Origin of the sequence: Ochrobactrum sp. WV_118_8 (assembly GCF_039631535.1) — a bacterium.
Lineage (GTDB): Bacteria > Pseudomonadota > Alphaproteobacteria > Rhizobiales > Rhizobiaceae > Brucella > Brucella anthropi.
In genome coordinates this window covers 679,264-702,405 of record NZ_JBDIUZ010000002.1, presented here as the reverse complement: position 1 = coordinate 702,405, position 23,142 = coordinate 679,264, and the positions used below count along the sequence as shown (strand labels likewise).

Here is a 23,142-nt window from a genome sequence, read left to right as displayed (position 1 = left end):
TCGCAAGCCATGAAGCGATTTGTTACTGCATAATTCCCGAAATCGAAACCGATTTGCGAACGGATTTATACAGCGTTCCTGTTTCCGGCTGTCCCTTGCCTGTCATTAAAGGTGTAAGGTGACACGGCAGCGCTGCTGAAAGGCCAATACCAGATGACTAAAGATGATGACAACAAGGATGGCAAGCGTCCGCATGGCCGTGGAGGGCGCTCCGATCGTCCCGGTCGGCCAGATCGTGACACTCGTCCGCGCCGCGATGACGGCGGACGTGACAAGCCACGTAAATTCGCACCGCGCGACGCCGAGGGGCAAGAGGACACGGGCGAACGTATTGCCAAGCGTCTGGCACGCGCAGGCATAGCTTCACGCCGTGAAGCGGAAACGATGATCGCTGCTGGCCGTATTGCCGTGAATGGCAAGGTGCTTGAGAGCCCCGCGGTCAATGTCAAGCGCACGGATATTATTACGGTCGACGGCAAGCCATTGAAGCAGACCGAGCGTACCCGTCTCTGGCTTTATCACAAGCCTGCGGGTCTTGTGACGACCAATCGCGATCCTGAAGGTCGCCCAACGGTTTTCGAGGCGCTGCCTGCCGAGATGCCACGCGTACTTTCAGTTGGTCGTCTCGACATCAATACCGAAGGTCTGTTGCTGCTCACCAATGATGGTGGGCTTTCACGCGTTCTGGAGCTGCCTTCCACCGGCTGGCTGCGCCGCTATCGCGTTCGTGCCCACGGCAAGGTCACACAGGTACAGCTTGATGAGCTGAAGAATGGCATTGCCGTCGATGGCGTCTTCTACGGCAGTATTGAAGCAACGCTTGAGCGTGAGCAGGGTGCCAATGTCTGGATCTCTATCGGATTGCGCGAAGGCAAGAACCGTGAAGTAAAGAATATTCTGGGCGCTCTTGGTCTGACTGTTGGACGTCTTATCCGCGTTTCATTCGGTCCTTTCCAGCTCGGCGATCTTGAAGAAGGTGCAGTACGCGAAATCAAGGGACGTATCCTGCGAGATCAGCTTGGTGACAAGTTGATTGAGGATTCAGGCGCGGATTTCGACGCGCCTGTCCTGAATGAGTTTTCCAATGCTGCTGTTCAGGGACGGACTGGTCGCGACGTGGAAAATGAGGGCGAGGAAGGCGAACGCCGGCGCGGCCGGCGCGAACGTGAATGGATTTCCAGCAGTCCTCAGCGTCGTCGCGGTCGCGACGACAAGGGAGCCGAAAAGGTTGAACCGCGTCGTCGCGGAAACGCCAATGTCTGGATGGCTCCAGGTGCGCGTCCCAAGGGCGAAAATGCGGCTGCCAAGCCCGCCCGTGTCGAACGTCAAGTTCCGCATCGTTCAGCGAAATTCAGTGGCGATCTGCAGATGCGCCCGCGTCGGGCTGGTGATGAGGAGCAGGGACGCGACGAAGGTGGTGAACGCCGCTATAACAAGCGACCGGAAGGCCGCTTTGATAAGGACGCTCGTCCACAGCGTCCCCGTCCGGAAGGAAACCGCTCGGAAGAGGGACGTCCAGAGCGCCGTGAGCAGCGTGAGGATGGACGCAAGGAGCGTCGTCCCGGCAAACGCGAGCGTGCAGAATTGCGCGACGCGGAAGGCCGGACTGTAGAGCACGGTAAGGGTGGCTTCGAGGGCCGCAAGACGGGAAAGCCGGGCGGACCGCGTGGTGAAGGTCGTTTTGGTGCATCCGATCGCGATACGCGCTCAGGCCCGCGCAGCAGCGGATCGGGTAATAAATCTCGTCGTTTTGATGATGGTCCGAAGGATGGACCGCGTCGTGGACCGGGAAACAAGCCGGGTGGTAAACCAGGTGGAAAGCCGGGTGGCGGCAAGTCAGGCGGTGGCAGAACTGGAGGCGGTGGTGCGGATCGTCGGCGGTAGATTCCGCGGGCGCGCGCTCGTAACACCTTCGACCAACGCCATTCGTCCCACCACCGATCGCACACGCGAGAGCCTGTTCAACATCCTCGCGCATAATTTCCCCGACAAGGTAGAGGGCGCACGCGTCCTCGACCTGTTTGCAGGGACAGGCGCACTTGGTCTTGAGGCCCTATCGCGCGGTGCGCGCTACGCGACCTTCGTGGAAGAATCTGCGGAGGGGCGGGGATTGTTGCGTCAGAATATCGAGGCTTTCAGTCTGCAGGGGCACACCAAGATTTTGCGGCGCGACGCCTGTCAGTTGGGTATCGTCGGTACGATGGAGCCGTTCGACCTGGTTTTTGCCGATCCGCCTTATGGGCGGCGTATGGGAGAAAAGGCATTTTTGTCTGCACTTCAAGGTGGTTGGCTTAATCCTGACGCACTTTTGGTGCTTGAAGAAGATGCGGAGGCGGCGCTCGAACTTGATGAACGATTCGTCGTGCTGGAAGAGCGCAACTACGGGGGCACGATTATTCGGCTGATCCAGTTGAAAGCCGCCGAATGAATTAGCGGACGATTCCGTTCGCATAAAATATAACATGTCGCCCGGAAAAACGGGCGGGAATGAAACCGATTGGAGATGTCGCTTGGTGAATAACCCCTCACTCCGGCGCTTGCTGTTGTCCACCGCCTTGGGTTTCGTGCTGGCTTTACCGGTGGCAAGCGGTGCAGTCCGGGCAGAAAGCCAACCTGCCGCTGCCGCCGAAACGCAACCAGCGCTCGTGTCGCCCCCAGTCGCTGAACAAACAGCGCTTCCAGAAATCATCCAGTCGGATGAGGTCAGTCATTTCACATTGCCAAATGGTCTGGAAGTGGTTGTCATCCCCGATCATCGCGCTCCAGTCGTGACCCAGATGATCTGGTACCATGTAGGGTCGGCCGATGAAGCGCCCGGCGTTTCAGGTATCGCGCATTTCCTCGAACATCTGATGTTCAAGGGTACGAAGAACCACCCAGCTGGCGAGTTTTCGGCGAAAGTCGCCTCCATCGGCGGGCAAGAAAACGCCTTCACCTCCTATGATTATACGGCCTATTTCCAGCGGGTATCTCCCGAAGCGCTGGAAATGGTAATGCAGTTCGAGTCGGACCGGATGGAAAATCTGGTGCTCAATGAAGAAGCCGTGAAAACCGAACGGGATGTCATTCTGGAAGAACGCCGGATGCGAGTTGATTCCAATCCGGCTTCCATGCTGATGGAGAATACCGACGCTGTTCTTTTCTATAACCATCCTTATCGCAAGCCTGTAATTGGCTGGCAGCAGGAAATGGAAAAGCTAAGCCTCAAGAACGCCATCGACTTTTATCAGCAATATTACACACCGAATAATGCAACGCTCATCATCGCTGGAGACGTTTCACCGGAACGCGTACGCGAGCTGACGTTGAAGACATGGGCAAAGGTGCCGAAACGCGCGGAAGTTCTGCCGCGTGAGCGTCCGCAGGAGCCCGCGAAGCACGCCGCCCGCGTCGTGACGTTGCACGATGAGCGTGTAAGCACCCCCTCATTCCGTGTGTCGTGGCTTGTTCCTTCCTATGCGAACGAAAAACGGTTTCCGAATGTAAAACCAGGGGATGCCCCCGCCCTCGATCTACTGAGCGAAATTCTCGGCGGTTCGTTGCGTTCACGCCTTTATCAGGAATTGATCGTCAAGCAGGGTATCGCTGCCAATACGGGCGCGAGCTATGGTGGCGATGCGCTTGATGACGGCACGTTTTCTGTATATGGCGCGCCGCGCAATGGCGCGACGCTTGGCGATGTCGAAAAAGCCGTTGAAGCCGAAGTGGCACGGATCATCAAAGACGGCGTAAGCCAGACCGAGCTCGATCAAGCTCGCAATCGTTTCCTGAAAGCGGTTATCTTTGCACGCGACAGTCAGACAGGTATGTCCCGGATTTATGGCTCGTCGCTGTCTGTTGGGCAAACGGTTGACGATATCCAGAAATGGCCGGAGGTCATCAAGGGTGTCACAGTCGATCAGATCAAGGATGTGGCGACGCGTTATCTCGTTAAAGACCAATCGGTAACGAGTTACCTGCTTCCTCCGGACGCCGAGCCGGAGAGCGCTCGCGAGAACCCGAATGCGTCAGTGGGAAGCGCCGGGGCCAATGGTGCGGGAGGAGCGATCCAGTGAAGAACATTCTTACGTTGAACTTCAGACGTGTTTTCGACTTTCGCTATGCCGGGTCGGCTGTGGGTGTTCTTGCCGCATCCGTGACATTGCTGATCGTGTGCGCCTTGCCGGCGCGCGCAATCGAAATTCAGGAAGTTGTTTCGCCAAAAGGTATTCATGCCTGGCTGGTAGAAGACGATTCAGTCCCGCTTATTTCCATGCGGTTCTCATTCAAGGGTGGCACATCGCAGGACCCTTCCGGGAAGGAAGGGTTGGCTAACCTGATGACAGGGCTGTTCGACGAGGGCGCGGGTGATCTGAAATCGGATGCGTTTCAGGAGAAGATAGACAATCTGGGCGCGGAAATGAGCTTTTCTGCAACACAGGATTCCGTTTCGGGCGGTATTCGCATGCTCGCGGAAAATCGCGACGCAGTCACAAACTTGCTTGCTCTTTCTGTCAACAAGCCTCGCTTCGACCAGGATGCAATTGATCGTATTCGACAGCAGGTGGTTGCGAGTATCGAATCCTCACAACGCAACCCTTCGACGATTGCATCGCGTAAGTTCTCCGAAGTTCTCTACGGGAACCATCCTTATGCGCGTCCCGATGATGGCACGGTGAAATCACTGCAGTCGATCACGCGTGACGATCTGGTGAACTTTCACCGCAAGAACTTTGCGCGTGACCGTCTGACTATCGGCGTTGTGGGTTCGATCAATGCGAAGGATTTGGGGACGTTGCTGGATAAGGTGTTCGGCGATCTCCCCGCGATGGCCGAACTGGTTCCTGTACCCGATGCCAAACTGGCACTTGGCACGACGACCAGCCTCAATTTCGATATGCCGCAGACCTCGATCAGCTTTGTCTATCCGGCTATTCCGCGCAAGGATCCCGAATTCTTTGCAGCCTATCTGATGAACCATATTCTGGGTGGTGGCTTTACATCGCGTCTTTATGCCGAGGTGCGTGAAAAGCGTGGCCTTGCCTATTCGGTATCGTCATCCATGGTCATGCGCGATCACGTTTCGGCATTGATGATTTCGACTGCGACCCGTCCTGACAAAGCGCAGGAATCCTTGAAGATTATCCGCGAGCAGGTTGCTGCTATGGCCGCGGACGGACCCACGGAGGAAGAACTCGCTGCTGCCAAGAACTTCCTCAAGGGATCTTACGCCGTCAACAATCTGGATTCATCCGCCGCTATTGCTGAAACTCTCGTTAGCTTGCAGGAAGCAGAACTTCCGCGTGATTATATCGACAAGCGTTCGGAGTTGATTGATGCTGTAACGTTGGATCAGGTCAAGGCTATTGCCAAGAAACTGCTTGAAGCGGAACCGGCAATATTGATTTTCGGCCCGGCCCAAAGCTAAAAGGTGCCAAATTGGAAAAGGCAGTGCCGTCATCGCCCCGAATTGCCGTCGCTTTCGGCGGAGGTGGGGCACGCGGCATTGCCCACATCCATATTGTCGAGGTGCTCGATGAACTTGGTATCAAACCGGTTGCAATTGCAGGCTCGTCGATAGGTTCGATCGTTGGCGCCGGAATGGCGAGCGGCATGACGGGCAAGGAAATTCATGAATATATGGCGGCGATTTTCAATCGCCGCTCCGAAGTCGCAAAGCGTATGTGGCAAACCCGCCCTGCGCGCTGGGTAGAATTGCTGAAAGGTGGCTTGCGCGTCAGCCAGTTCAATATCGAAAAGGTGCTGGACGTCTTTTTGCCTGCAAGCCTGCCGATGAATGTAGAAGAGCTGAAAATCCCGATGACTATCACAGCGGCGGACTTTCACGCCGCTCGGGAAATCCATATTCGCGATGGCGATCTGCATTCGGCCATCGCGGCATCCTGTGCCATACCACCAGTTTTCGCTCCGGTGCGTAGGGATGGCCGCATTCTGGTCGATGGCGGTTTGTTCAACCCCGTGCCCTTTGATCTGCTGTTTGATGAGGCTGATATTGTCATCGGTATCGACGTTGTCGGCACGCCGGTCGGACCAGATGACTATATGCCTACCACGTTCGAGGCAGTGATCGGAGCGAACCAGCTGACCATGTGCTCCATCATCGAAAACAAATTTCGAATTCGCCCCCCGCACATTTTCATTCGCCCTAATGTCGAGCGGATCGGTCTTCTGGATTTCCTGAAGTTCGAACAGATATTGTCACAGAGCGCCAATGTTCGCGACGAACTGAAACGTGCTCTCGAACTGACAGTCGAGGGAAAAGTGGTGCCGATAAATTCAACGCTTGCGACCTGAATCTACCGGCTTCCTATACGTTTGCTATTCCGCCGGAACGGGTGATCCGACTGTGTCACTTGACGACGAGGCGGATACGATATCATCCGCGCCTTTGTCGATGCGCTGACCTTCGCGGGCGGGTTTGACCAGAGGTTCTGGTGTAACCGGTTTGTTGAAGAGCAGATGGCGACCAGCCATGATTCCTTCCGAAGCCTGCACGTGGAGACGATCTTCGTCGCGCTGGCGAACGTCTTCGCGAATTTCGTAGGCTTGGGTTTCGGCTATGCCGAGCCCTTCGAGTGTACGCTGACCAAACAGCAAACCGGATTCGAACGTTTCGCGCAGTTCATACTCGACACCTTGAGCGCGCAGTTGCAGCGTATGTTCCCGATCATATGAACGAACGAACAGCCGCACATCCGGGTATTCGGATTGTATAAGGTTGATGATGTGGTTGGTCGTTTCCTTCTTGTGGGTACAGATGGCAACGATCTTCGCTTTTCTTATACCTGCCGCTTCCAGCACGTCTTTACGAGTACCGTCGCCAAAATAAATACGGAAGCCAAATTTTCCGGCAGCACGCACGCGATTGGGCGAACTGTCAATCACGGTTACGTCGATACCGCCAGCGAGCAGGATTTGCGATGCAATCTGACCGTATCGCGAGAAGCCGATCATCAGTACGTCAGAACCGGCACCTTCGAAGTTTTCCTCAATTTCATCGACAGTCTTGTCCTTGATAAGCAGCTTTGAGCCAATCAAAACGGAAAGCGGTGTTAGCGCCATGGATACGGTGACGGCGGCTACAAGCTCTGAGCCGAGTGCGCTTGAGATTATGGATGCGGCAGACGCTGCCGAGAAAAGAACAAAGGCAAATTCGCCGCCTTGCGGCAGAAGAAACGCAATTCGCACAGCATCGTTATGGTTGGACCGGAAGACACGGCACAGCAGATAGATGATCGCGATCTTGGTTGCCATGAAAATGGGAACAGCAAGAAGGATAACCTTCCAATACTGTACGATCACAGTGAGGTTCAGCGAAAGACCAACCGCCACGAAAAACAATCCGAGAAAGATTCCGCGAAATGGTTCGATATCCGCTTCAAGTTCGTGTCGGTAGGATGATTCCGCCAGCAAAACACCGGCGATAAATGCACCCATGGCCATCGAAAGGCCGGCCGCCTGAAGCAGGCTGGCTGATCCGAGCACCACAAAAAGCGCTGCTGCGATCATCACTTCGCGAGCGCCGGTATTGGCGATAATGCGGAACATCGGATTGATGAGATAACGTCCGGCGACCACCAGTGCCGCGATGGCCGCAATTGCTGTGGCAAGATGGAAACCCGCGCTCGCCTGCGACGGTTCGGTTGGCGAAAGTGCCGGAATAATTGCAAGGATCGGCACGATGGCGAGGTCCTGGAACAGCAGGATCGAAAAAGCACGTTGACCGTGTTTCTGATTCGTTTCGGCCCGGTCCTCCAAAACCTGCATGGCAAATGCCGTAGACGAAAGCGCGAGACCGAAACCGATGATGATCCCTGCTTCGGGACTGAGGCCCGCAAAGTAAATGCCAAGAGTAGTCAGGGCTGCTCCACAAAGCAGAACCTGCGCGGTACCAAGACCGAAGATCGATTGGCGCAACGCCCAAAGTCTTGAGGGTTTCAGCTCAAGTCCGATGATGAAGAGAAGGAAGACAACACCGAGCTCAGAGAAGTGCAGAAAATCTTCTCCGTCTGCAATGAGGCGAGCTACGGGTCCAATCGTGATGCCTGCCGCAAGATAGCCCAGGACTGTACCAAGCCCTAATCGCTTGAACAGCGGCGCAGCGATAATCGCACCGCCCAAAATCATCAGACACTGCAGGTAGAGACTTCCGCCAGTTGCAACCATGCCAAGCTCTTGGAATTTGGAGAAATGTAGGAGGGCTTGCCTTGAAGCCCTAGGATTTCGGCAATATAGAAACAAGATATGGCTGTAATCAGCCCGATGTCGAACAATTTGACGATATTTTTTAGCAAGTCCCGGTTTTGGTCCCGCTGCAAATTGTACTGCGAGGTTGAACCGTGATGAACTTGGGAAACTCGGATTATATAATGATTTCAGATAATTCGGCGGAGAAACTTGTCGATCGCGCAGCCGTTCTCGTGGCTGCAGCCAAACGGGCGGGAGCTGATCAGGCTGACGCAGTCGTGATGCGGGCACGGTCAGTTAGCGTATCAGTGAGGTTGGGCAAGGTTGAGGGAACCGAATCGTCGGAAAGTGACGATTTCGCTCTGCGCGTTTTTGTGGGCCGTCGCATTGCGAGTGTTTCGGCCAATGCGAGCGCGGATCCCGACCGTCTCGCCGAGCGTGCTGTTGCTATGGCACGCGTTGCGCCGGAGGATCCCTATGAGCAACTCGCAGACCCATCGCTGCTTGTTGTTTCGCCTCGTGATCTTGATCTCTACGATTCAACGGAAATCGATTCCGACCGTTTGACGCAGGACGCACTTGCGACGGAAGCCGCTGCACTCGCAGTCAGCGGCGTGACGAATTCAGGCGGAGCTGGTGCCTCGCGCAGCCTGGGTGGTCTGGTGCTGGTCACATCGACAGGCTTTTCGGGGCATTATGCTGCTACACGCTTTGGACGATCGGTCTCGGCCATTGCGGGCGAGGGCACGAAAATGGAGCGCGATTATGATTTCAGTTCGCGCCTGCATTTTTCTGATCTTGATACGCCTGATGATATCGGTCGTCGCGCTGGTGAACGCGCTGTGCGGCGGTTGGGTGCACGTCAGGCGAAGACGGGGCCTGTCACCGTTATCTACGATCCTCGCCTTGCGCGCGGTATTGCGGGACATCTTGCAAGCGCGATTAATGGCGCTTCTGTTGCACGCAAGACGAGTTTTCTTCGTGACAGTCTCGGTAAACAGGTTCTCAAGAACGGCATAAATGTTACTGACAATCCGCTGCGTGTGCGCGGTTCGTCTTCGCGCCCGTTCGACGGCGAAGGGATTGAGGGGCAATCTTTGACGATGGTGGAGGATGGCGTTCTCAAACACTGGCTGCTTTCTGGATCGAGCGCCCGGGAACTGGGCCTGCAAGGCAATGGTCGAGGTGTTCGTTCGGGCTCTGGCGTTTCGCCTGCTTCAACCAATTTTGCCATCGAGCCCGGTTCGCAGTCGCCGGAGGAATTGATCCGTGCAATAGGCACAGGTTTTTATGTGACAGAGGTATTCGGGCAGGGCGTTGACATGATCACGGGCCAATATAGCCGCGGCGCGTCGGGATTTTGGATCGAAAATGGCGAACTTGCCTACCCGATCAGTGAAGTGACGATTGCTTCGAACCTCAAGGACATGTTCCTCAATATGACACCCGCCTCCGATATTGACCGAAACTTCGGGATGACGGCACCGACACTCGTAATTGAAGGCATGACTCTTGCCGGAAACTGACAAGCACAACGAAATTGTCAGTGAACTGACGCTTCTGCGTGATGCTGCGCGTGAAGCCGGACGTATCGCGATGCGCTACTTCGGTCGTTCTCCGGAAGTCTGGCTGAAGGATGGTTCATCGCCGGTCAGTGAAGCTGATCTGGCTGTTGACCGCTATCTAAAGGATGTCCTTTTGAAAGCGCGGCCAGATTATGGCTGGATATCGGAAGAGACCGTCGATGAACGGGCGGCTGAAAAACGAAGCCGCGCCTTCGTTGTCGATCCGATTGACGGCACCCGTGCATACATCGCTGGACAGGATCAATGGTGTATTAGCATAGCCGTTGTGGAAAATGGCCGCCCGTTGGCTGGCGTTCTGGAATGTCCGGCGCGCAACGAACTCATCGAAGCAGGGAAAGGCGTTGGGGCTTCACAAAACGGTGCTGTGATACGTGTCAGATTACCATCGCCCGGTGAACAGGTGACAATAGCATCAGCCCGCAATATGGTGACGGCACTCCCGGAAAGCTGGCGGGATCGTGTAAAGATTCATCCCTATGTTCCCTCGCTGGCCTACCGTATCGCTATGGTGGCGCGTGGAGATATAGCGGGCACCTTCATTCGGCCAAATTCACATGATTGGGATTTGGCAGCAGCTGATCTGATCCTGAGTGAGTCGGGCGGGGCAATCCTGACAAGCGATGCCCTACCGATCCAGTATGGTGGTCCGACGTTGAGCCATGGCGCTCTCGTTGCCGCCAGCGGAGACCTTCTGCAAGAAATGTTGAGTGTTGTCGCGGACTGACCCTTGGGTTAATCATGCCGCGAACCAATTTTGTTCAGGGATAATTGTCATGAGCGTCGAAGGCGACAAAAAGCAGCTTCTTCATCTGGTGTTCGGCGGTGAGCTGAAAAAGCTCGGTACCGTTGAGTTCCGCGATCTTGAAAACGTCGATATCGTTGGCATCTACCCGGATTACGAGTCGGCCAAGACCGCATGGAAGTCGAAGGCACAGCAAACAGTAGACAATGCTCATATGCGCTATTTCATCGTGCACCTGCATCGGTTGCTCGATCCAGAAAGCGTGACGCTGAAGGCGGATTGAGCAGTTTGACTGCTCCCGGCCAGTATCGGATGCAAAGCGGAGATAGCCCGGGTCAGACCACCGGGCATAAGAAGCAAGGATTCGCGAAGCGCCTCTGGCGACGTATTCGCGGGCCGCTGGCGCAGTCTGCCGTGGTTAAAGCCATGCTGGTCTGGCTGATCACCTCCTACTTCAAGCTTGTCTATTTCACAAATTCTCGCTTGAAAGAATCAGCAGACCCACAGGCGCTGGTGGGTAAAGACGATCCTTTCATCGTGACTTTCTGGCATGGGCAACATCTCATGGGACCGTTCATCTGCCCCAAGGGAATTGAACTTGTCGCCATGTTTTCGCGCAGTGCAGATGCGGAACTGAACGCTCGTGTTGCGGAAAAACTTGGATTGTTGACAGTGCGTGGCTCTGGTGGACGAGGTTCGCGCTCCAAGCCTGAAAAGGGAGGCGCGCGCGCGCTTCTGACGTTGAAGAATGCTCTCAAAAACGGGCAGTCGGCATCAATTATAGCGGACATCGCTCACGGCAAAGCGCGTGAGGCCGGAGAAGGCATCATTTTATTGGCGAAATTGTCCGGTCGTCCGATAATACCGGTTGCTTATGCTTTCTCACGGAACCATGTTCTGGAAAAGTCCTGGGATAAAACGACGATTCCGCTGCCCTTTGGGCGTTCGATTATCGTGCGCGGCGACAATGTATGGGTCGACGCGGATGCCGATGAAACGCAATTGGAAGAAAAACGCATGGAGCTAACGCGCCAACTCAACGACGCGACCGTCAAGGCCTATGCTGCGTTGGAGAAAGCGAAATGAGCGAACGCTGGGCGCGCAATATGTTGTCTGCCTACCGTGCACTCGGTTCCGCGGCCTATCCATTTATGGGGCCTTACATCGCCTATCGTGCGTCTCGCGGCAAGGAAGAGCGCATGCGCCGCGGCGAGCGCTACGGCAAATCCGCCATAGCACGTCCGCAAGGGCCGGTTATCTGGGCCCACGCGGCAAGCGTTGGTGAAACCGTCGCGATCACGCCATTGATTGAGCGGATCGCTGCGACTGGTATCCATATCGTGCTGACGACAGGTACTGTGACGTCGGCAAAAGTTGTCGCAGATCAGTTAGGTAGTAAGGTCATTCACCAATACGCGCCGCTGGATTTGCAACCGGCGGTTAACAGGTTTCTCAACCACTGGAAACCTGATCTTGCCATCGGTTGTGAATCTGAAGTCTGGCCTGCTACTGTGCTTTCACTTGGCAGTCGCCACACGCCGCAGGTTCTGGTCAATGGGCGCATGTCTGACCGCTCTTTTGCTGCCTGGCAGAAAAGACCGGCTCTGGCCGAAGCGCTCTTTGAAAATTTTGCCTATGTGGTCGCACAGTCGGAACTAGATGCAGATCGTTTTCGGACGTTGGGAGCGCGGCCTGTCAGTGTTTCAGGTAATCTCAAGGTCGATACGAATCCGCCGCCGGCTGATCCACAGGCTCTGGCCGCATTGCAACGCCAGATCGGTGGACGGAGAACGTGGGCCGCAATTTCGACCCATGACGGCGAAGAAGCGATCACAGCAGAAGTTCATCAGATGCTGAAAGTACGCTATCCGCATCTTGTCACGATCATCGTGCCGCGTCATCCAGATCGTGCTGCGGCCATTCAGGCTATGCTGGCTGAAAAGGGGCTCAAGGTTGCGCGTCGCAGCGCCAATGAACCGATTGAAGCCGACACAGATATCCTGCTCGGAGATACCATTGGGGAGATGGGACTTTATCTTCAGCTCACCGAAATAGCATTTATTGGCAATTCGCTGACCAAGGAAGGTGGACACAACCCTCTGGAACCGGCGATGATGGGAACTGCTGTGCTAACAGGACGAAATGTCCAGAATTTCCGTGAATCCTTCCAACGCCTCATCAAGAATGGGGGCGCACGCATTGTGAAGGATCGCAATATGCTCGCAGGTGCGATCAATTTCCTGTTCAACAATCCTCAGCATCTCCGTGCCATGATCAATGCCGGGGTGAGCACGGTCAGGGATATGCGGGGCGCACTGGATCGTACGCTTGTCGCACTTGAGCCGTTTATCCAGCCGTTGATCCTGCAGGCACAGTTACCCGGCAATCGCAATGAGGCTGCCTATCAGACAGGCGGTCACTGAGCATGGTGAGTGAAGCGCCGCCTTTCTGGTGGGATAAACCTGATTGGCGCGCTTTGTCTTTGGCGCCTGCTGCCTGGCTCTACGGAGCCGTGGCGGGCCGTCGGCTTTTGAAAGCGGAACCACCAAAAATTTCTCTGCCGGTTCTTTGCGTGGGCAATTTTACCGTAGGTGGGGCCGGAAAAACACCGACTGCAATTGCTTTTTCTGCTGGCGCAAAAGCACGAGGTCTAAACCCCGGCATCGTCTCACGCGGCTATGGCGGCGCTTACAAGGGACTACACGTTGTTGATCCCGCGCATGACAGTGCGCGTTACGTCGGGGATGAGCCACTCCTGCTGGCACGTCATGCTTCGGTGGCTCTCTGTCCTGATAGGCTAAAGGCGGCTCGACATTTACAGGCGCTCGGTTGCGATTTCATCATCATGGATGACGGTTTCCAGAGCGCACGACTTTTTGCCGATTTTTCGTTGCTGGTTGTGGATGCTGCCCGTGGTATTGGCAATGGAAAGGTCATACCGGCAGGCCCCCTGCGGGCTCCACTGACTGATCAAATGCGTAAGACCGACGCTTTGCTGCGTATCGGCAAAGGTGATGGTGCTGATTTCGTTATCCGTCAGGCAGCACGAGCAGGTAGACCGATATATGAAGCTCACCTTAAGCCGTCGTCTACCGTACCGGTAGCGGGCAATCGTTGGCTTGCATTTGCGGGCATAGGCAATCCTGAAAAATTCTATGCAAGTGTTGCTGAGGCAGGCGGTGAGATTGTGGAAACACGTTCGTTCCCCGATCATCACAGCTTTGCACCAGACGATATTCGCAATCTGACAGACACAGCCCGTCGTCAGGGATTGGGATTGATCACTACGGCGAAGGATCAGGTGCGTCTGGCAACGATGATTGGAGTTCCTGCCGGTTTTCTGACGAAACTCGCTGTCCTTAACGTTGATCTCAAATTTGATCGCAACGATGCGCTTGATCACATTCTGGATACGGTCATCGAGCGCTTTAAAAGCCGTGTTGCAAGCTGATTTTAAGCCTTCTTTCGGCTACGCATTTCAGGATTGACTTCCAACTCACGTTCAAAAGAAATCAGGCCTGTTGCGTAGGGTTCCTGCCGCGAAACACTCCAATATTTGAGTTCATCGAGCGGGATATGGGCGCCTGTCACCGCGCACGCGACATAGGCTCCATGCCTGACGATTTCATAATCACCGTCGAGATAGCGCAGAACAGCTTCAGAAGAACGGGGGGATTCAAATTTATTCATGTGTGTAAAACCTTTGTAGCCGACTCTAGCAAGCGTCGTGCGTTGCGTCCAGCAGTACAACATCATACGTCGTTGTAATTCTATCAGCGCCTGCCAAATAGCCGTTCGATATCTGTCAGTTTCAGTTCGATGTAGGTTGGGCGACCGTGATTGCAGGTGCCTGAGCCGGGGGTGGCTTCCATTTCACGCAGGAGCGCATTCATTTCTTCAGGCTTCAACCGTCGCCCCGAGCGAACGGAACCATGACAGGCCATTGTTGCGGCCACATGGTTCAACATGGCCTTCAATCCTTCAGATGTGTCGTGTTCCGCAATCTCATCCGAAAGATCGCGGATCAGCTGCTGCACGTTCATTTCTCCGAGCATTGCGGGCGTTTCACGCACTGCGATGGCACCGGGTCCGAATTGCTCGATGCCAAGGCCAAAGCGGGCAAGTGTTTCCGCGTGGGTTGCCAGTCGCTCGGCGTCTTCTTCTGGCAGATCCACAATTTCAGGAATAAGCAGCATTTGTCCCGGTATGGGGCGGGAATGCAGGGCGTTTTTCAACGCCTCGTAAACAAGACGTTCGTGAGCCGCATGCTGATCTACAATGACGAGACTGTCTTCGGTTTGGGAGACAATATAGTTCGCGTGGATTTGCGCGCGGGCTGCCCCGAGTGGCTTTTGCTGGAGTTCCACTGGTGCTTCGTCACGCGTCGCTCGGACATCTGCCGCCAGCACGTTAACGGTGGCGAGCGTCGCCTGGTCACTTTCCTGAAAGGAGCGTGCCGCTCCCAAGTCCAGCGGCCGATGCGCCGGATGTGCGGTCTGCGGTGACCATTCGGTTCTCGGCGAGGAAACTGCGGGGTGCCAGCTCCCCGATGCATAACCAGCCGAAGAAGGCCGCGATGTGAATGATGGTGAGGGCGGCTGGAATCCTTCTGCACGGAACGCTTGCAGCATGGCATCGGCACCGCTGGTCGCAGGCCGAATACCTGACTGCGCCAGTGCTTGTTTGATCGCCCCGACGATCAGTCCGCGCACGAGACCCGGATCACGGAAACGGACGTCAGCCTTGGCAGGATGCACATTAACGTCGACCAGTGCCGGGTCCAGCGTCAGAAACAGTACGGCAACCGGATGACGATCGCGTGCCATGACATCCGCATAGGCTCCACGCAATGCGCCGAAAAGCTGTTTGTCCCGCACCGGGCGCCCATTCACATAGGCGAACTGATGCAGGGCGTTGCCACGATTATGGGAGGGGATGCCGACAAACCCGGCCAGACGCACGCCGTCGCGTTCCGCGTCAATGGCAAGCGCATTTTCGCCGAATTCTTTTCCGAGCACCTGATTGATGCGCTCAAGCGTTGCTTCTGCACCGCTGCCGGTTGCGGCCAGTTCCAGCGGTGTCCTGTCGGTGCCTGCAAGCGAAAAGCGGACATGGGGAAAGGCAATTGCGATGCGCTTGACGACGTCGGTTATGGCAGCAGCTTCCGCACGATCCGTTTTCATGAATTTGAGACGGGCAGGCGTCGCGTAAAAAAGATCGCGAACCTCGGCAATCGTCCCGCGATTGAGCGCGGAAGGACGGGGACCGTCGAGATGTCCGCCGGAAACCGATACTTCAAAGCCGGAGTCAGCGTCCTGCGGACGAGATTTGAGGGTCAGTTTTGCGACCGAGCCAATGGATGGCAGAGCCTCCCCACGAAACCCAAGTGCGCGAATGTCGTGCACATCGTCCGAAAGCTTGGAGGTACAATGGCGGGAGACTGCCAATGGAAGCTCATCGATCGGAATTCCCGAACCATTATCAGTCACGCGCAACAATGTCTTGCCACCGCCACCGGTCACGACCTCAATGCGGGTCGCGCCAGCGTCGATAGCATTTTCGACAAGTTCCTTGATAACGCTGGCGGGGCGTTCGATGACTTCCCCCGCCGCGATCTGGTTGATGATGGTTTCGCTTAAGTGTCGAATTGGCATGGTTGGACTATAGAAGGATTCGCTTCTGTAAAGAACACGCTTCTACAGCCTGTCCAGACTGCCTTTTGTGCATCTGACGGGCCGCCGAAGTGCACAGTATTGTTGACAGGTAACCACCTTACTGCGGGGCATAATCCTTATATGCTGGCAAATTCAAATCCTTAAGGCTGTCTGCATTGACAACTGCACGTGCCACGGCTTCTGCCATAACAGTCGCTGCAATTGCTCCAATCGCAGTTACATCGGCTTCCACGTCTTTTGCCTTGCCTGTGGAAAGTGCGAAGATCGTGTCACCGTCCCACATGGTATGGATTGGGTTGATTGTGCGCGCAAAACCGTCATGCGCCATGCCCGCAATCTTTTTCAGCTGAGCCTTGTCGAACGGGACGTTGGTCGCTATTGCGCCAATCGTGGTGTTGGCACCGCCGGACTTGACCACGCCATGGCCCTGCATGATGGCGGATATCGTATCACGGAAGCCCTTGCCGTCCTCGGTCCGCGCCCCAGCCAGAATCTGGCGTGAATTTGGCGCATAGACGTCACCAACAGCATTGACGGCAACAATCGCGCCGACAACGATTTCGGTGCCAGGCACCTTGTAACTGGCTGTGCCGAGCCCACCCTTCATGGCGTAGTCCATGCCGAACATTTTGCCGACGGTAGCGCCTGCACCAGCACCGATGTTGCCTTCTCCAGAAGCTTCAGCCTTGGCGGCCTGGCATGCCAGATAACCGGCTTCCTCATCGGGGCGCACAGAAAAATCTCCGACACCGAGATCCATCAGGATTGCTGCTGGTACAATCGGAACGACGCCTTTGCCGATCTTGAAGCCGAGATTGTTCTCTTCAAGATAACGCATAACGCCAGTCGCAGCCGCCAGACCATAGGCACTACCGCCTGAAAGCAGAATAGCTTGAACCTGCTGCACATAATTGATCGGATCGAGCAGATCGGTTTCACGCGTACCGGGCGCCGAACCGCGTACATCAACACCCGCGGAAGCGCCTTCTTCGCAGAGAAGAACGGTGCAGCCGGTCGGGCGTTTTGTCAGTGTGTGGTGTCCCAGCTTGATTCCGGGTACATCCGTGATGCTTCCACCCATAAGCTCCAGCATGCCTGCTCCTCCCTCAGTAGCTGCCGATGCCGCATTGACGACAAAGGGCATTGCCCCAAGTCCCGCAAGCGACTTGGCGAATGTTCTGCGATCCATGAACAGTTTTCTCCTCCATTTTCGCTCTATTGAGAGAGCGTATTCTTTTCGCGCGCCCGGCGCTGGCGCAGTACGTCTGCCACGTAGTCACGTGACAAAGCATGGTAGAGCGGCTCGTGAGAGATCAGCCGTGCAGTGCCGTAGCCCAGCATCGATGCGCACATGAGTGGAATGACGTTGTTATGATTGCCGGTCATTTCCAGAATGATGACGAATGCAGTCATCGGCGCTTGCACGACGCCGGCAAAGTAGCCTGCCATACCGAGAACAGCAGCAAGACTCGCACTGGTTCCAAGAACCAGGCCGATTGTGCTGCCCAGTCCCGCACCGACCGACAAAGAAGGTGCAAATATTCCGCCCGGTATCCCCGAAATCATGGAAAGGAGACCGGCAAGGAACTTCCCTATGAAATAAAGAGGTGGAAGAGCCAACCCTTCCACGGCGCTCCGTGCCTGATCGTAGCCTGCTCCAAAGGTCGATCCGCCGGACGCAATGCCAATGATAGCGACCAGAAGACCGCAAATTCCCGCGAAAAATACGGCATTGCGAAGAGGGGCCTTTTGTATGCGGCGTCGCACACGACGTCCTAGTTCGAGTGCGAGTGCACTGAAGGCAGCCCCGAATGCTCCACCAATTACACCGCACGCAATCACCAGAACCCAGTCTTTGCCGCTGGAAGCGGTAACGGTAGTCAGCCCGAAATAATTATAGTTTCCAACGAGGCCAAGTGAAGCAAGGCCGGCGAGAATAACAGCAGATAATACGAGACCGTTGGTTCGTGCGGCGTAGGCGCGCCCCATCTCCTCAATAGCGAAGACAACACCTGCAAGGGGGGTATTGAACGCAGCCGCTATACCTGCGGCAGAGCCTGCAAGGATGAGACCACGCGCTTGTTCCATGCCGCCGAAACGCGCAGATTGCATCATGATGGACGCGCCGATCTGCACGGTTGGACCCTCACGACCGATAGATGCACCACTGAAAAGCCCGGCCAGAGTAAGAATGATCTTACCGATCGCGGTTTTGAGTGAAAGCAGCAGAGTTCGATCTTCATGATCGTGCAAATGGCGTGCGGCAATTGCTTGCGGAATGCCACTGCCTCCAGAATTTGGAAACCAGGATAAGGCTATCCAGGAGCAGGCCATAAACCCCACCGGCGTGATCAGCAGGGGAAGCCATGCACGCCAGCCGTTTCCACTTGTGAGGCTCTTGAACCAATCTTGTGCAATGTCCGCAGCTTCGGCAAAGCCTACACTGATAAGACCGATGGCCAGTGCGCCGCACCAGAAGACCAGTCGCGGTTTCCAGACATGTGGTGAGATCCACATGGCTTTTGACCGGCGGATGAGTGGAACGCGTCTATAGGATTTTCTCACTTTGCCCCTGCAAGCCTGCTGCTGCCCGATTTCGATGTGCGCAGAGATTTATCACGTAAATCCTTATCGGTAACTGAAACTTGTCAGCAAAAGGCTTTCCATTTGGTCATAACCGTGTTACCAGCCGGTGCCAATTCAACCTAGCAAACCAGATGTGTCGCTGCTCCCGGACCTATTCCGGAGAGGCGGCTTTTCTCATTCGATAAAATCGGCAAAGGAATTGGCAATGGCTAAAATCGTGGAATCGCCCACTGGCGCTCTCGCTCTCACATTTGATGATGTGCTGTTGCAGCCGGGCCATTCCGAAGTAATGCCGGGGCAGGTTGATCTGCGCACGCGCATCGCCAAGGATATCGAGCTTAACCTTCCTCTTCTTTCTGCTGCCATGGATACGGTGACGGAATCCCGTCTGGCTATCGCGATGGCGCAGGCCGGTGGTATTGGCGTCATTCACCGTAATCTGACGCCGGAACGTCAGGCGGAAGAAGTCCGTCAGGTAAAGAAATTTGAATCCGGCATGGTAGTAAATCCGGTTACCATCGGGCCGGATGCCACACTTGCCGACGCTCAAGCATTGATGAAGGCACATGGAATTTCGGGTATTCCGGTCGTTGAGAATGCTACCAAGGGTCCGGGGCGTCTTGTCGGTATCCTGACTAATCGCGACGTCCGTTTTGCGTCCGATCCGAAGCAGAAAATCCACGAGCTGATGACCCGTGAGAACCTCATTACGGTTCGCGAGAATGTCAATCAGGACGAAGCAAAACGTCTGTTGCACGCTCATCGTATTGAAAAGCTTCTCGTTGTCGACGATCAGGGCCGTTGCGTTGGTCTTGTTACCGTCAAGGATATTGAAAAGTCGCAGCTCAATCCGAACGCCGCCAAGGACGCTCAGGGACGTCTGCGCGCCGCTGCAGCAACGAGCGTCGGCGAGGATGGTTACGAACGCGCCGAACGTTTGATCGAAGCCGGTGTCGATCTTCTGGTGGTGGACACGGCGCATGGCCATTCGCAGCGCGTTCTTGATGCAGTGGCCCGTATCAAGAAAGCCTATCCGAATATAGCAATTCTTGCAGGTAATGTGGCAACGACCGCTGGTACACAGGCACTGATTGATGCCGGTGCGGATGCGGTCAAGGTTGGTATCGGGCCGGGCTCGATATGCACCACGCGTATTGTTGCCGGTGTCGGCGTTCCACAGCTTTCGGCCATTATGTCAGCCGTTGAAGCAGCGCAGAAGCAGAATATCCCGGTAATCGCTGATGGCGGCATCAAGTTTTCGGGCGATTTCGCCAAAGCGTTGGCCGCTGGAGCAGTCGCGGCAATGGCTGGTTCGCTGTTGGCCGGTACGGAAGAAAGCCCCGGCGAAGTCTATTTGCATCAGGGCCGCTCGTTCAAAGCCTATCGCGGTATGGGTTCGGTCGGTGCCATGGCGCGCGGCTCGGCTGATCGTTATTTCCAGGCGGAAGTGCGTGATGAGCTGAAGTTGGTACCGGAAGGGATTGAAGGTCAGGTCGCTTACAAAGGGCCGATTTCCGCGGTCCTGCACCAACTTGCAGGCGGTTTGCGTGCTTCCATGGGTTATGTAGGCGCGAAGACGCTGGAGGAATTCCGTGAGAAGGCGACTTTTGTGCGCATTTCCAACGCCGGGTTGCGGGAAAGCCATTCGCATGGCGTTGCAATCACCCGCGAAAGTCCGAACTATCCCGGCGGCATGTAAACCTGTCTCATGGTATTCATGATAGGGCGGCTTTAGGCCGCCCTTTTATTTTGTGAATGCTGCCAGTTCCTTTGAACGAATGAAAAGCCCATTGGCGCTTTCCACGATACAATCACCAAGCGCCTGAAAATCTTTTCGGCGCATACTCTGTCGCCGCCAGAACAAGGCGATTTCCCGCTTTGGTTGCTCGCCGTCAAAGGGCACGATGCGCATATGATTGCTGCGTGCTTCCGCGCGCACCGCGATTTCGGGAATGAGAGTAAGGCCCATGCCATGGCTCACCATTTGTAAAAGGGTAGTCATGCTGGTGGCACCATACTTTACGAGCTGGCGCTGGGAGGGTAGCGAACAAACAGCCAATGCCTGATCTCTCATGCAATGCCCCTCTTCCAACAGGAGTAAACGGTCGAGAGCGACGTTGTCCTGTGTCATAGGCGAAGCGAGAACAGTTTGATCATTGGTTGAGGTCGCGATCAGAAAGTGATCGTCGAATAATTTTCTTTGGGCAAGCCGCTCATCATCAATGGGAAGGGCAGCGACAATTGCATCGATTTCACCCGCGTGCAGTTCATCAAGAAGTTTCGCGGTTACGCTTTCTCGCAATTGGAGGCGGAATGACGGATGCCGTTCGCGCAAAAGAGGGATGAGAACCGGGACCAAATACGGAGCAACAGTCGGAATGATGCCCAGCCGCAGCCGTGTTTGTAACAATCCCCGGCTTTGCGCGGCTATTTCCTCAAGTGTGTGGAGTTCGCGCAAGATGGTCTGGATACCCGGATAAAGCTGCTTGCCGAGCTCCGTCATGATCACCTGTCGCTGCGAGCGCTCGAAAAGGGGCGCGCCTGCAAGAGCTTCCATTTCCGCGATCTGGGCCGAAAGGGCCGGCTGGGACACGTGTGCCAGTTGCGCGGCTTTGCGGAAATGCAGCGTGGCGGCAAGCGCTTCGAAATAGCGCATTTGACGTACTGTAAACATGATAAGAAAAACTTATCGAAAATAATCGGAAAAGCAATTGGAGATTATGATTGGAATAGGTCTAATCTGAGCCAGTTACCTAGCCACGGCGCGACACGGACGAACTGTGTCGTGCTTATAGCAAGGCTAGTTGTATTCCAATATTGGCTTTTCAGGAGGGAATTCCCATGACAGATCGCCCAATTATGACGACGAGTGCAGGCGCTCCGATACCGGACAACCAGAATTCCCTGAGCGCAGGTGAGCGCGGCCCGCTTTTGATGCAGGACTATCAGCTCATTGAAAAACTAAGCCATCAAAACCGCGAACGTATCCCGGAACGTGCCGTTCATGCCAAGGGCTGGGGCGCTTATGGTACGCTGACCATCACCGGCGATATTTCGAAATACACCAAGGCCAAGGCACTGCAGCCGGGTGCCCAGACGCCGATGCTGGCGCGTTTTTCGACCGTTGCCGGTGAGCAGGGTGCTGCTGATGCCGAGCGCGACGTGCGCGGCTTTGCTCTCAAGTTCTATACGGAGGAAGGTAACTGGGATCTGGTCGGCAACAACACCCCTGTGTTCTTTGTACGCGACCCGGTCAAGTTCCCGGATTTCATCCACACCCAGAAGCGTCATCCCAAGACGAACCTGCGTTCGGCGGCCGCTATGTGGGACTTCTGGTCGCTTTCGCCCGAAAGCCTGCATCAGGTGACGATCCTGATGTCCGATCGTGGCTTACCAACCGATGTGCGTCATATCAACGGTTATGGTTCTCACACCTATTCATTCTGGAACGATGCCGGTGAACGCTATTGGGTCAAGTTCCATTTCAAGACCATGCAGGGCCACAAGCATTGGACCAATGCTGAAGCCGAAGGTGTGATTGGTCGCACGCGAGAATCCACGCAGGAAGACTTGTTCACTTCCATCGATAAGGGCAATTTCCCGAAGTGGAAGGTTCAGGTGCAGATCATGCCGGAACTCGACGCTGACAAGACATCGTACAATCCGTTTGATCTTACCAAAGTCTGGCCGCATGCGGACTATCCGCCGATCGATATCGGTATCATGGAGCTGAACCGTAATCCGGAAAACTACTTCACCGAGATTGAAAATGCGGCTTTCTCGCCGTCGAACATCGTGCCGGGTATCAGCTATTCACCCGACAAGATGTTGCAGGCGCGTATTTTCTCCTATGCGGATGCGCATCGTCATCGCCTTGGCACGCATTACGAAAGCATTCCGGTCAATCAGCCGAAGTGCCCGGTTCATCACTATCACCGTGATGGTCAGATGAATGTCTATGGCGGTATCAAGACCGGCAATCCGGACGCCTATTACGAGCCGAATTCGTTTAACGGCCCGGTCGAACAACCGTCGGCCAAGGAACCGCCGTTGCGCATTTCCGGCGATGCCGCCCGTTATGACCATCGTGTGGGAAACGACGATTACTCGCAGCCGCGGGCCTTGTTCAATCTGTTCGATGACGGACAGAAACAGCGTCTGTTCTCCAATATTGCGGCGGCAATGGGTGGAGTTCCGGGCTTCATCGTCGAGCGTCAGCTCGGCCACTTCAAGCTGATCCATCCCGACTATGAGGCTGGTGTGCGCAAAGCCTTGAAGGATGCACATGGTTATGAAGCCAACACGATTGCTACAAATGAAGAGGCAACGGCAGCCGAATAAACCGTGTTTATAAGACAGAAAGAAA

19 protein-coding genes are annotated in these 23,142 nt (G+C 55.3%); 13 read left to right on the top strand and 6 right to left on the bottom strand.

The genetic code is table 11. The features are described 5' to 3' along the window. Window positions 1-153: 153 nt before the first annotated feature. The 5 genes from ABDF71_RS17335 to ABDF71_RS17315 all read left to right on the top strand — a co-directional run bounded on the left by ABDF71_RS17335 (window position 154) and on the right by ABDF71_RS17315 (window position 6,294). The gene (locus tag ABDF71_RS17335; RefSeq protein WP_258124456.1) at window positions 154-1,884 is read left to right on the top strand and encodes a pseudouridine synthase; all 1,731 of its coding nucleotides are present in this window, start codon (window positions 154-156) and stop codon (window positions 1,882-1,884) included. After that, a complete protein-coding gene (gene rsmD / locus ABDF71_RS17330; RefSeq protein WP_010661001.1) occupies window positions 1,865-2,428 on the top strand; it encodes a 16S rRNA (guanine(966)-N(2))-methyltransferase RsmD in 564 nt (187 codons plus the stop codon). Before ABDF71_RS17335 ends, rsmD begins: the two co-directional genes overlap by 20 nt. 85 nt (window positions 2,429-2,513) lie before the next feature. Then, a complete protein-coding gene (locus tag ABDF71_RS17325; RefSeq protein ID WP_258124454.1) occupies window positions 2,514-4,055 on the top strand; it encodes a M16 family metallopeptidase in 1,542 nt (513 codons plus the stop codon). Between the two features lie 5 nt (window positions 4,056-4,060). Next, a complete protein-coding gene (locus ABDF71_RS17320; RefSeq protein WP_235916972.1) occupies window positions 4,061-5,407 on the top strand; it encodes a M16 family metallopeptidase in 1,347 nt (448 codons plus the stop codon). An 11-nt stretch (window positions 5,408-5,418) separates the two neighbouring features. Further along, window positions 5,419-6,294 carry a patatin-like phospholipase family protein gene (locus ABDF71_RS17315; protein ID WP_151615882.1) on the top strand — a complete coding sequence of 292 codons (876 nt, stop codon included), beginning with the start codon at window positions 5,419-5,421 and terminating at the stop codon, window positions 6,292-6,294. A gap of 24 nt (window positions 6,295-6,318) precedes the next feature. Here ABDF71_RS17315 and ABDF71_RS17310 read toward each other — a convergent pair whose 3' ends face one another. Then, window positions 6,319-8,166: a monovalent cation:proton antiporter-2 (CPA2) family protein gene (locus tag ABDF71_RS17310; protein ID WP_151606943.1), complete on the bottom strand. Its 1,848-nt coding sequence runs from the start codon at window positions 8,164-8,166 to the stop codon at window positions 6,319-6,321. Window positions 8,167-8,369: 203 nt separating this feature from the next. On the opposite strand from ABDF71_RS17310, the gene ABDF71_RS17305 reads away from it, so the two are divergent. From ABDF71_RS17305 to lpxK, 6 genes are read left to right on the top strand one after another with little or no spacing between them, the layout of a single operon-like run. Continuing rightward, window positions 8,370-9,713, top strand: coding sequence for a TldD/PmbA family protein (locus ABDF71_RS17305; RefSeq protein ID WP_010661006.1), 1,344 nt, complete (start codon window positions 8,370-8,372; stop codon window positions 9,711-9,713). Continuing rightward, on the top strand, window positions 9,700-10,497 hold the full coding sequence (locus ABDF71_RS17300) for a 3'(2'),5'-bisphosphate nucleotidase CysQ (protein ID WP_258124452.1): 798 nt from the start codon (window positions 9,700-9,702) through the stop codon (window positions 10,495-10,497). The genes ABDF71_RS17305 and ABDF71_RS17300 overlap by 14 nt, the downstream gene beginning before the upstream one ends. A 49-nt stretch (window positions 10,498-10,546) precedes the next feature. Then, complete coding sequence (locus tag ABDF71_RS17295) at window positions 10,547-10,798, top strand: DUF4170 domain-containing protein (protein ID WP_151606938.1); 252 nt, start codon at window positions 10,547-10,549, stop codon at window positions 10,796-10,798. Between the two features lie 29 nt (window positions 10,799-10,827). After that, window positions 10,828-11,601 (top strand): lysophospholipid acyltransferase family protein, encoded by a 774-nt coding sequence (locus ABDF71_RS17290; RefSeq protein ID WP_010661009.1) that lies wholly within the window; start codon window positions 10,828-10,830, stop codon window positions 11,599-11,601. Continuing rightward, window positions 11,598-12,938: a lipid IV(A) 3-deoxy-D-manno-octulosonic acid transferase gene (gene waaA, locus ABDF71_RS17285; RefSeq protein WP_010661010.1), complete on the top strand. Its 1,341-nt coding sequence runs from the start codon at window positions 11,598-11,600 to the stop codon at window positions 12,936-12,938. Before ABDF71_RS17290 ends, waaA begins: the two co-directional genes overlap by 4 nt. Before the next feature lie 2 nt (window positions 12,939-12,940). Further along, entirely contained in the window at window positions 12,941-13,966 is a 1,026-nt protein-coding gene (lpxK, locus tag ABDF71_RS17280; protein WP_258124451.1) for a tetraacyldisaccharide 4'-kinase, read from the top strand. Window positions 13,967-13,968: 2 nt separating this feature from the next. Here the strand turns inward: lpxK and ABDF71_RS17275 are convergent, their stop codons facing one another. The 4 genes from ABDF71_RS17275 to ABDF71_RS17260 all read right to left on the bottom strand — a co-directional run bounded on the left by ABDF71_RS17275 (window position 13,969) and on the right by ABDF71_RS17260 (window position 18,755). Continuing rightward, on the bottom strand, window positions 13,969-14,205 hold the full coding sequence (locus ABDF71_RS17275; protein ID WP_010661012.1) for a DUF2093 domain-containing protein: 237 nt from the start codon (window positions 14,203-14,205) through the stop codon (window positions 13,969-13,971). Window positions 14,206-14,288: 83 nt separating this feature from the next. Further along, a complete protein-coding gene (gene mutL / locus ABDF71_RS17270; RefSeq protein WP_258124450.1) occupies window positions 14,289-16,169 on the bottom strand; it encodes a DNA mismatch repair endonuclease MutL in 1,881 nt (626 codons plus the stop codon). 118 nt (window positions 16,170-16,287) lie between these two features. Continuing rightward, window positions 16,288-17,379, bottom strand: coding sequence for a P1 family peptidase (locus ABDF71_RS17265; RefSeq protein ID WP_258124449.1), 1,092 nt, complete (start codon window positions 17,377-17,379; stop codon window positions 16,288-16,290). 26 nt (window positions 17,380-17,405) lie between these two features. Then, window positions 17,406-18,755: a chloride channel protein gene (locus ABDF71_RS17260; protein ID WP_258124448.1), complete on the bottom strand. Its 1,350-nt coding sequence runs from the start codon at window positions 18,753-18,755 to the stop codon at window positions 17,406-17,408. Between the two features lie 226 nt (window positions 18,756-18,981). Here ABDF71_RS17260 and guaB point away from each other — a divergent pair, with 226 nt between their 5' ends. Next, window positions 18,982-20,475, top strand: a complete 1,494-nt coding sequence (gene guaB / locus ABDF71_RS17255) for an IMP dehydrogenase (RefSeq protein WP_010661016.1) — start codon at window positions 18,982-18,984, stop codon at window positions 20,473-20,475. Between the two features lie 45 nt (window positions 20,476-20,520). Here the strand turns inward: guaB and ABDF71_RS17250 are convergent, their stop codons facing one another. Then, the gene (locus tag ABDF71_RS17250) at window positions 20,521-21,450 is read right to left on the bottom strand and encodes a hydrogen peroxide-inducible genes activator (RefSeq protein ID WP_151606930.1); all 930 of its coding nucleotides are present in this window, start codon (window positions 21,448-21,450) and stop codon (window positions 20,521-20,523) included. Between the two features lie 167 nt (window positions 21,451-21,617). On the opposite strand from ABDF71_RS17250, the gene katA reads away from it, so the two are divergent. Continuing rightward, entirely contained in the window at window positions 21,618-23,117 is a 1,500-nt protein-coding gene (gene katA, locus ABDF71_RS17245) for a catalase KatA (protein ID WP_258124447.1), read from the top strand. Window positions 23,118-23,142 lie beyond the last annotated feature (25 nt).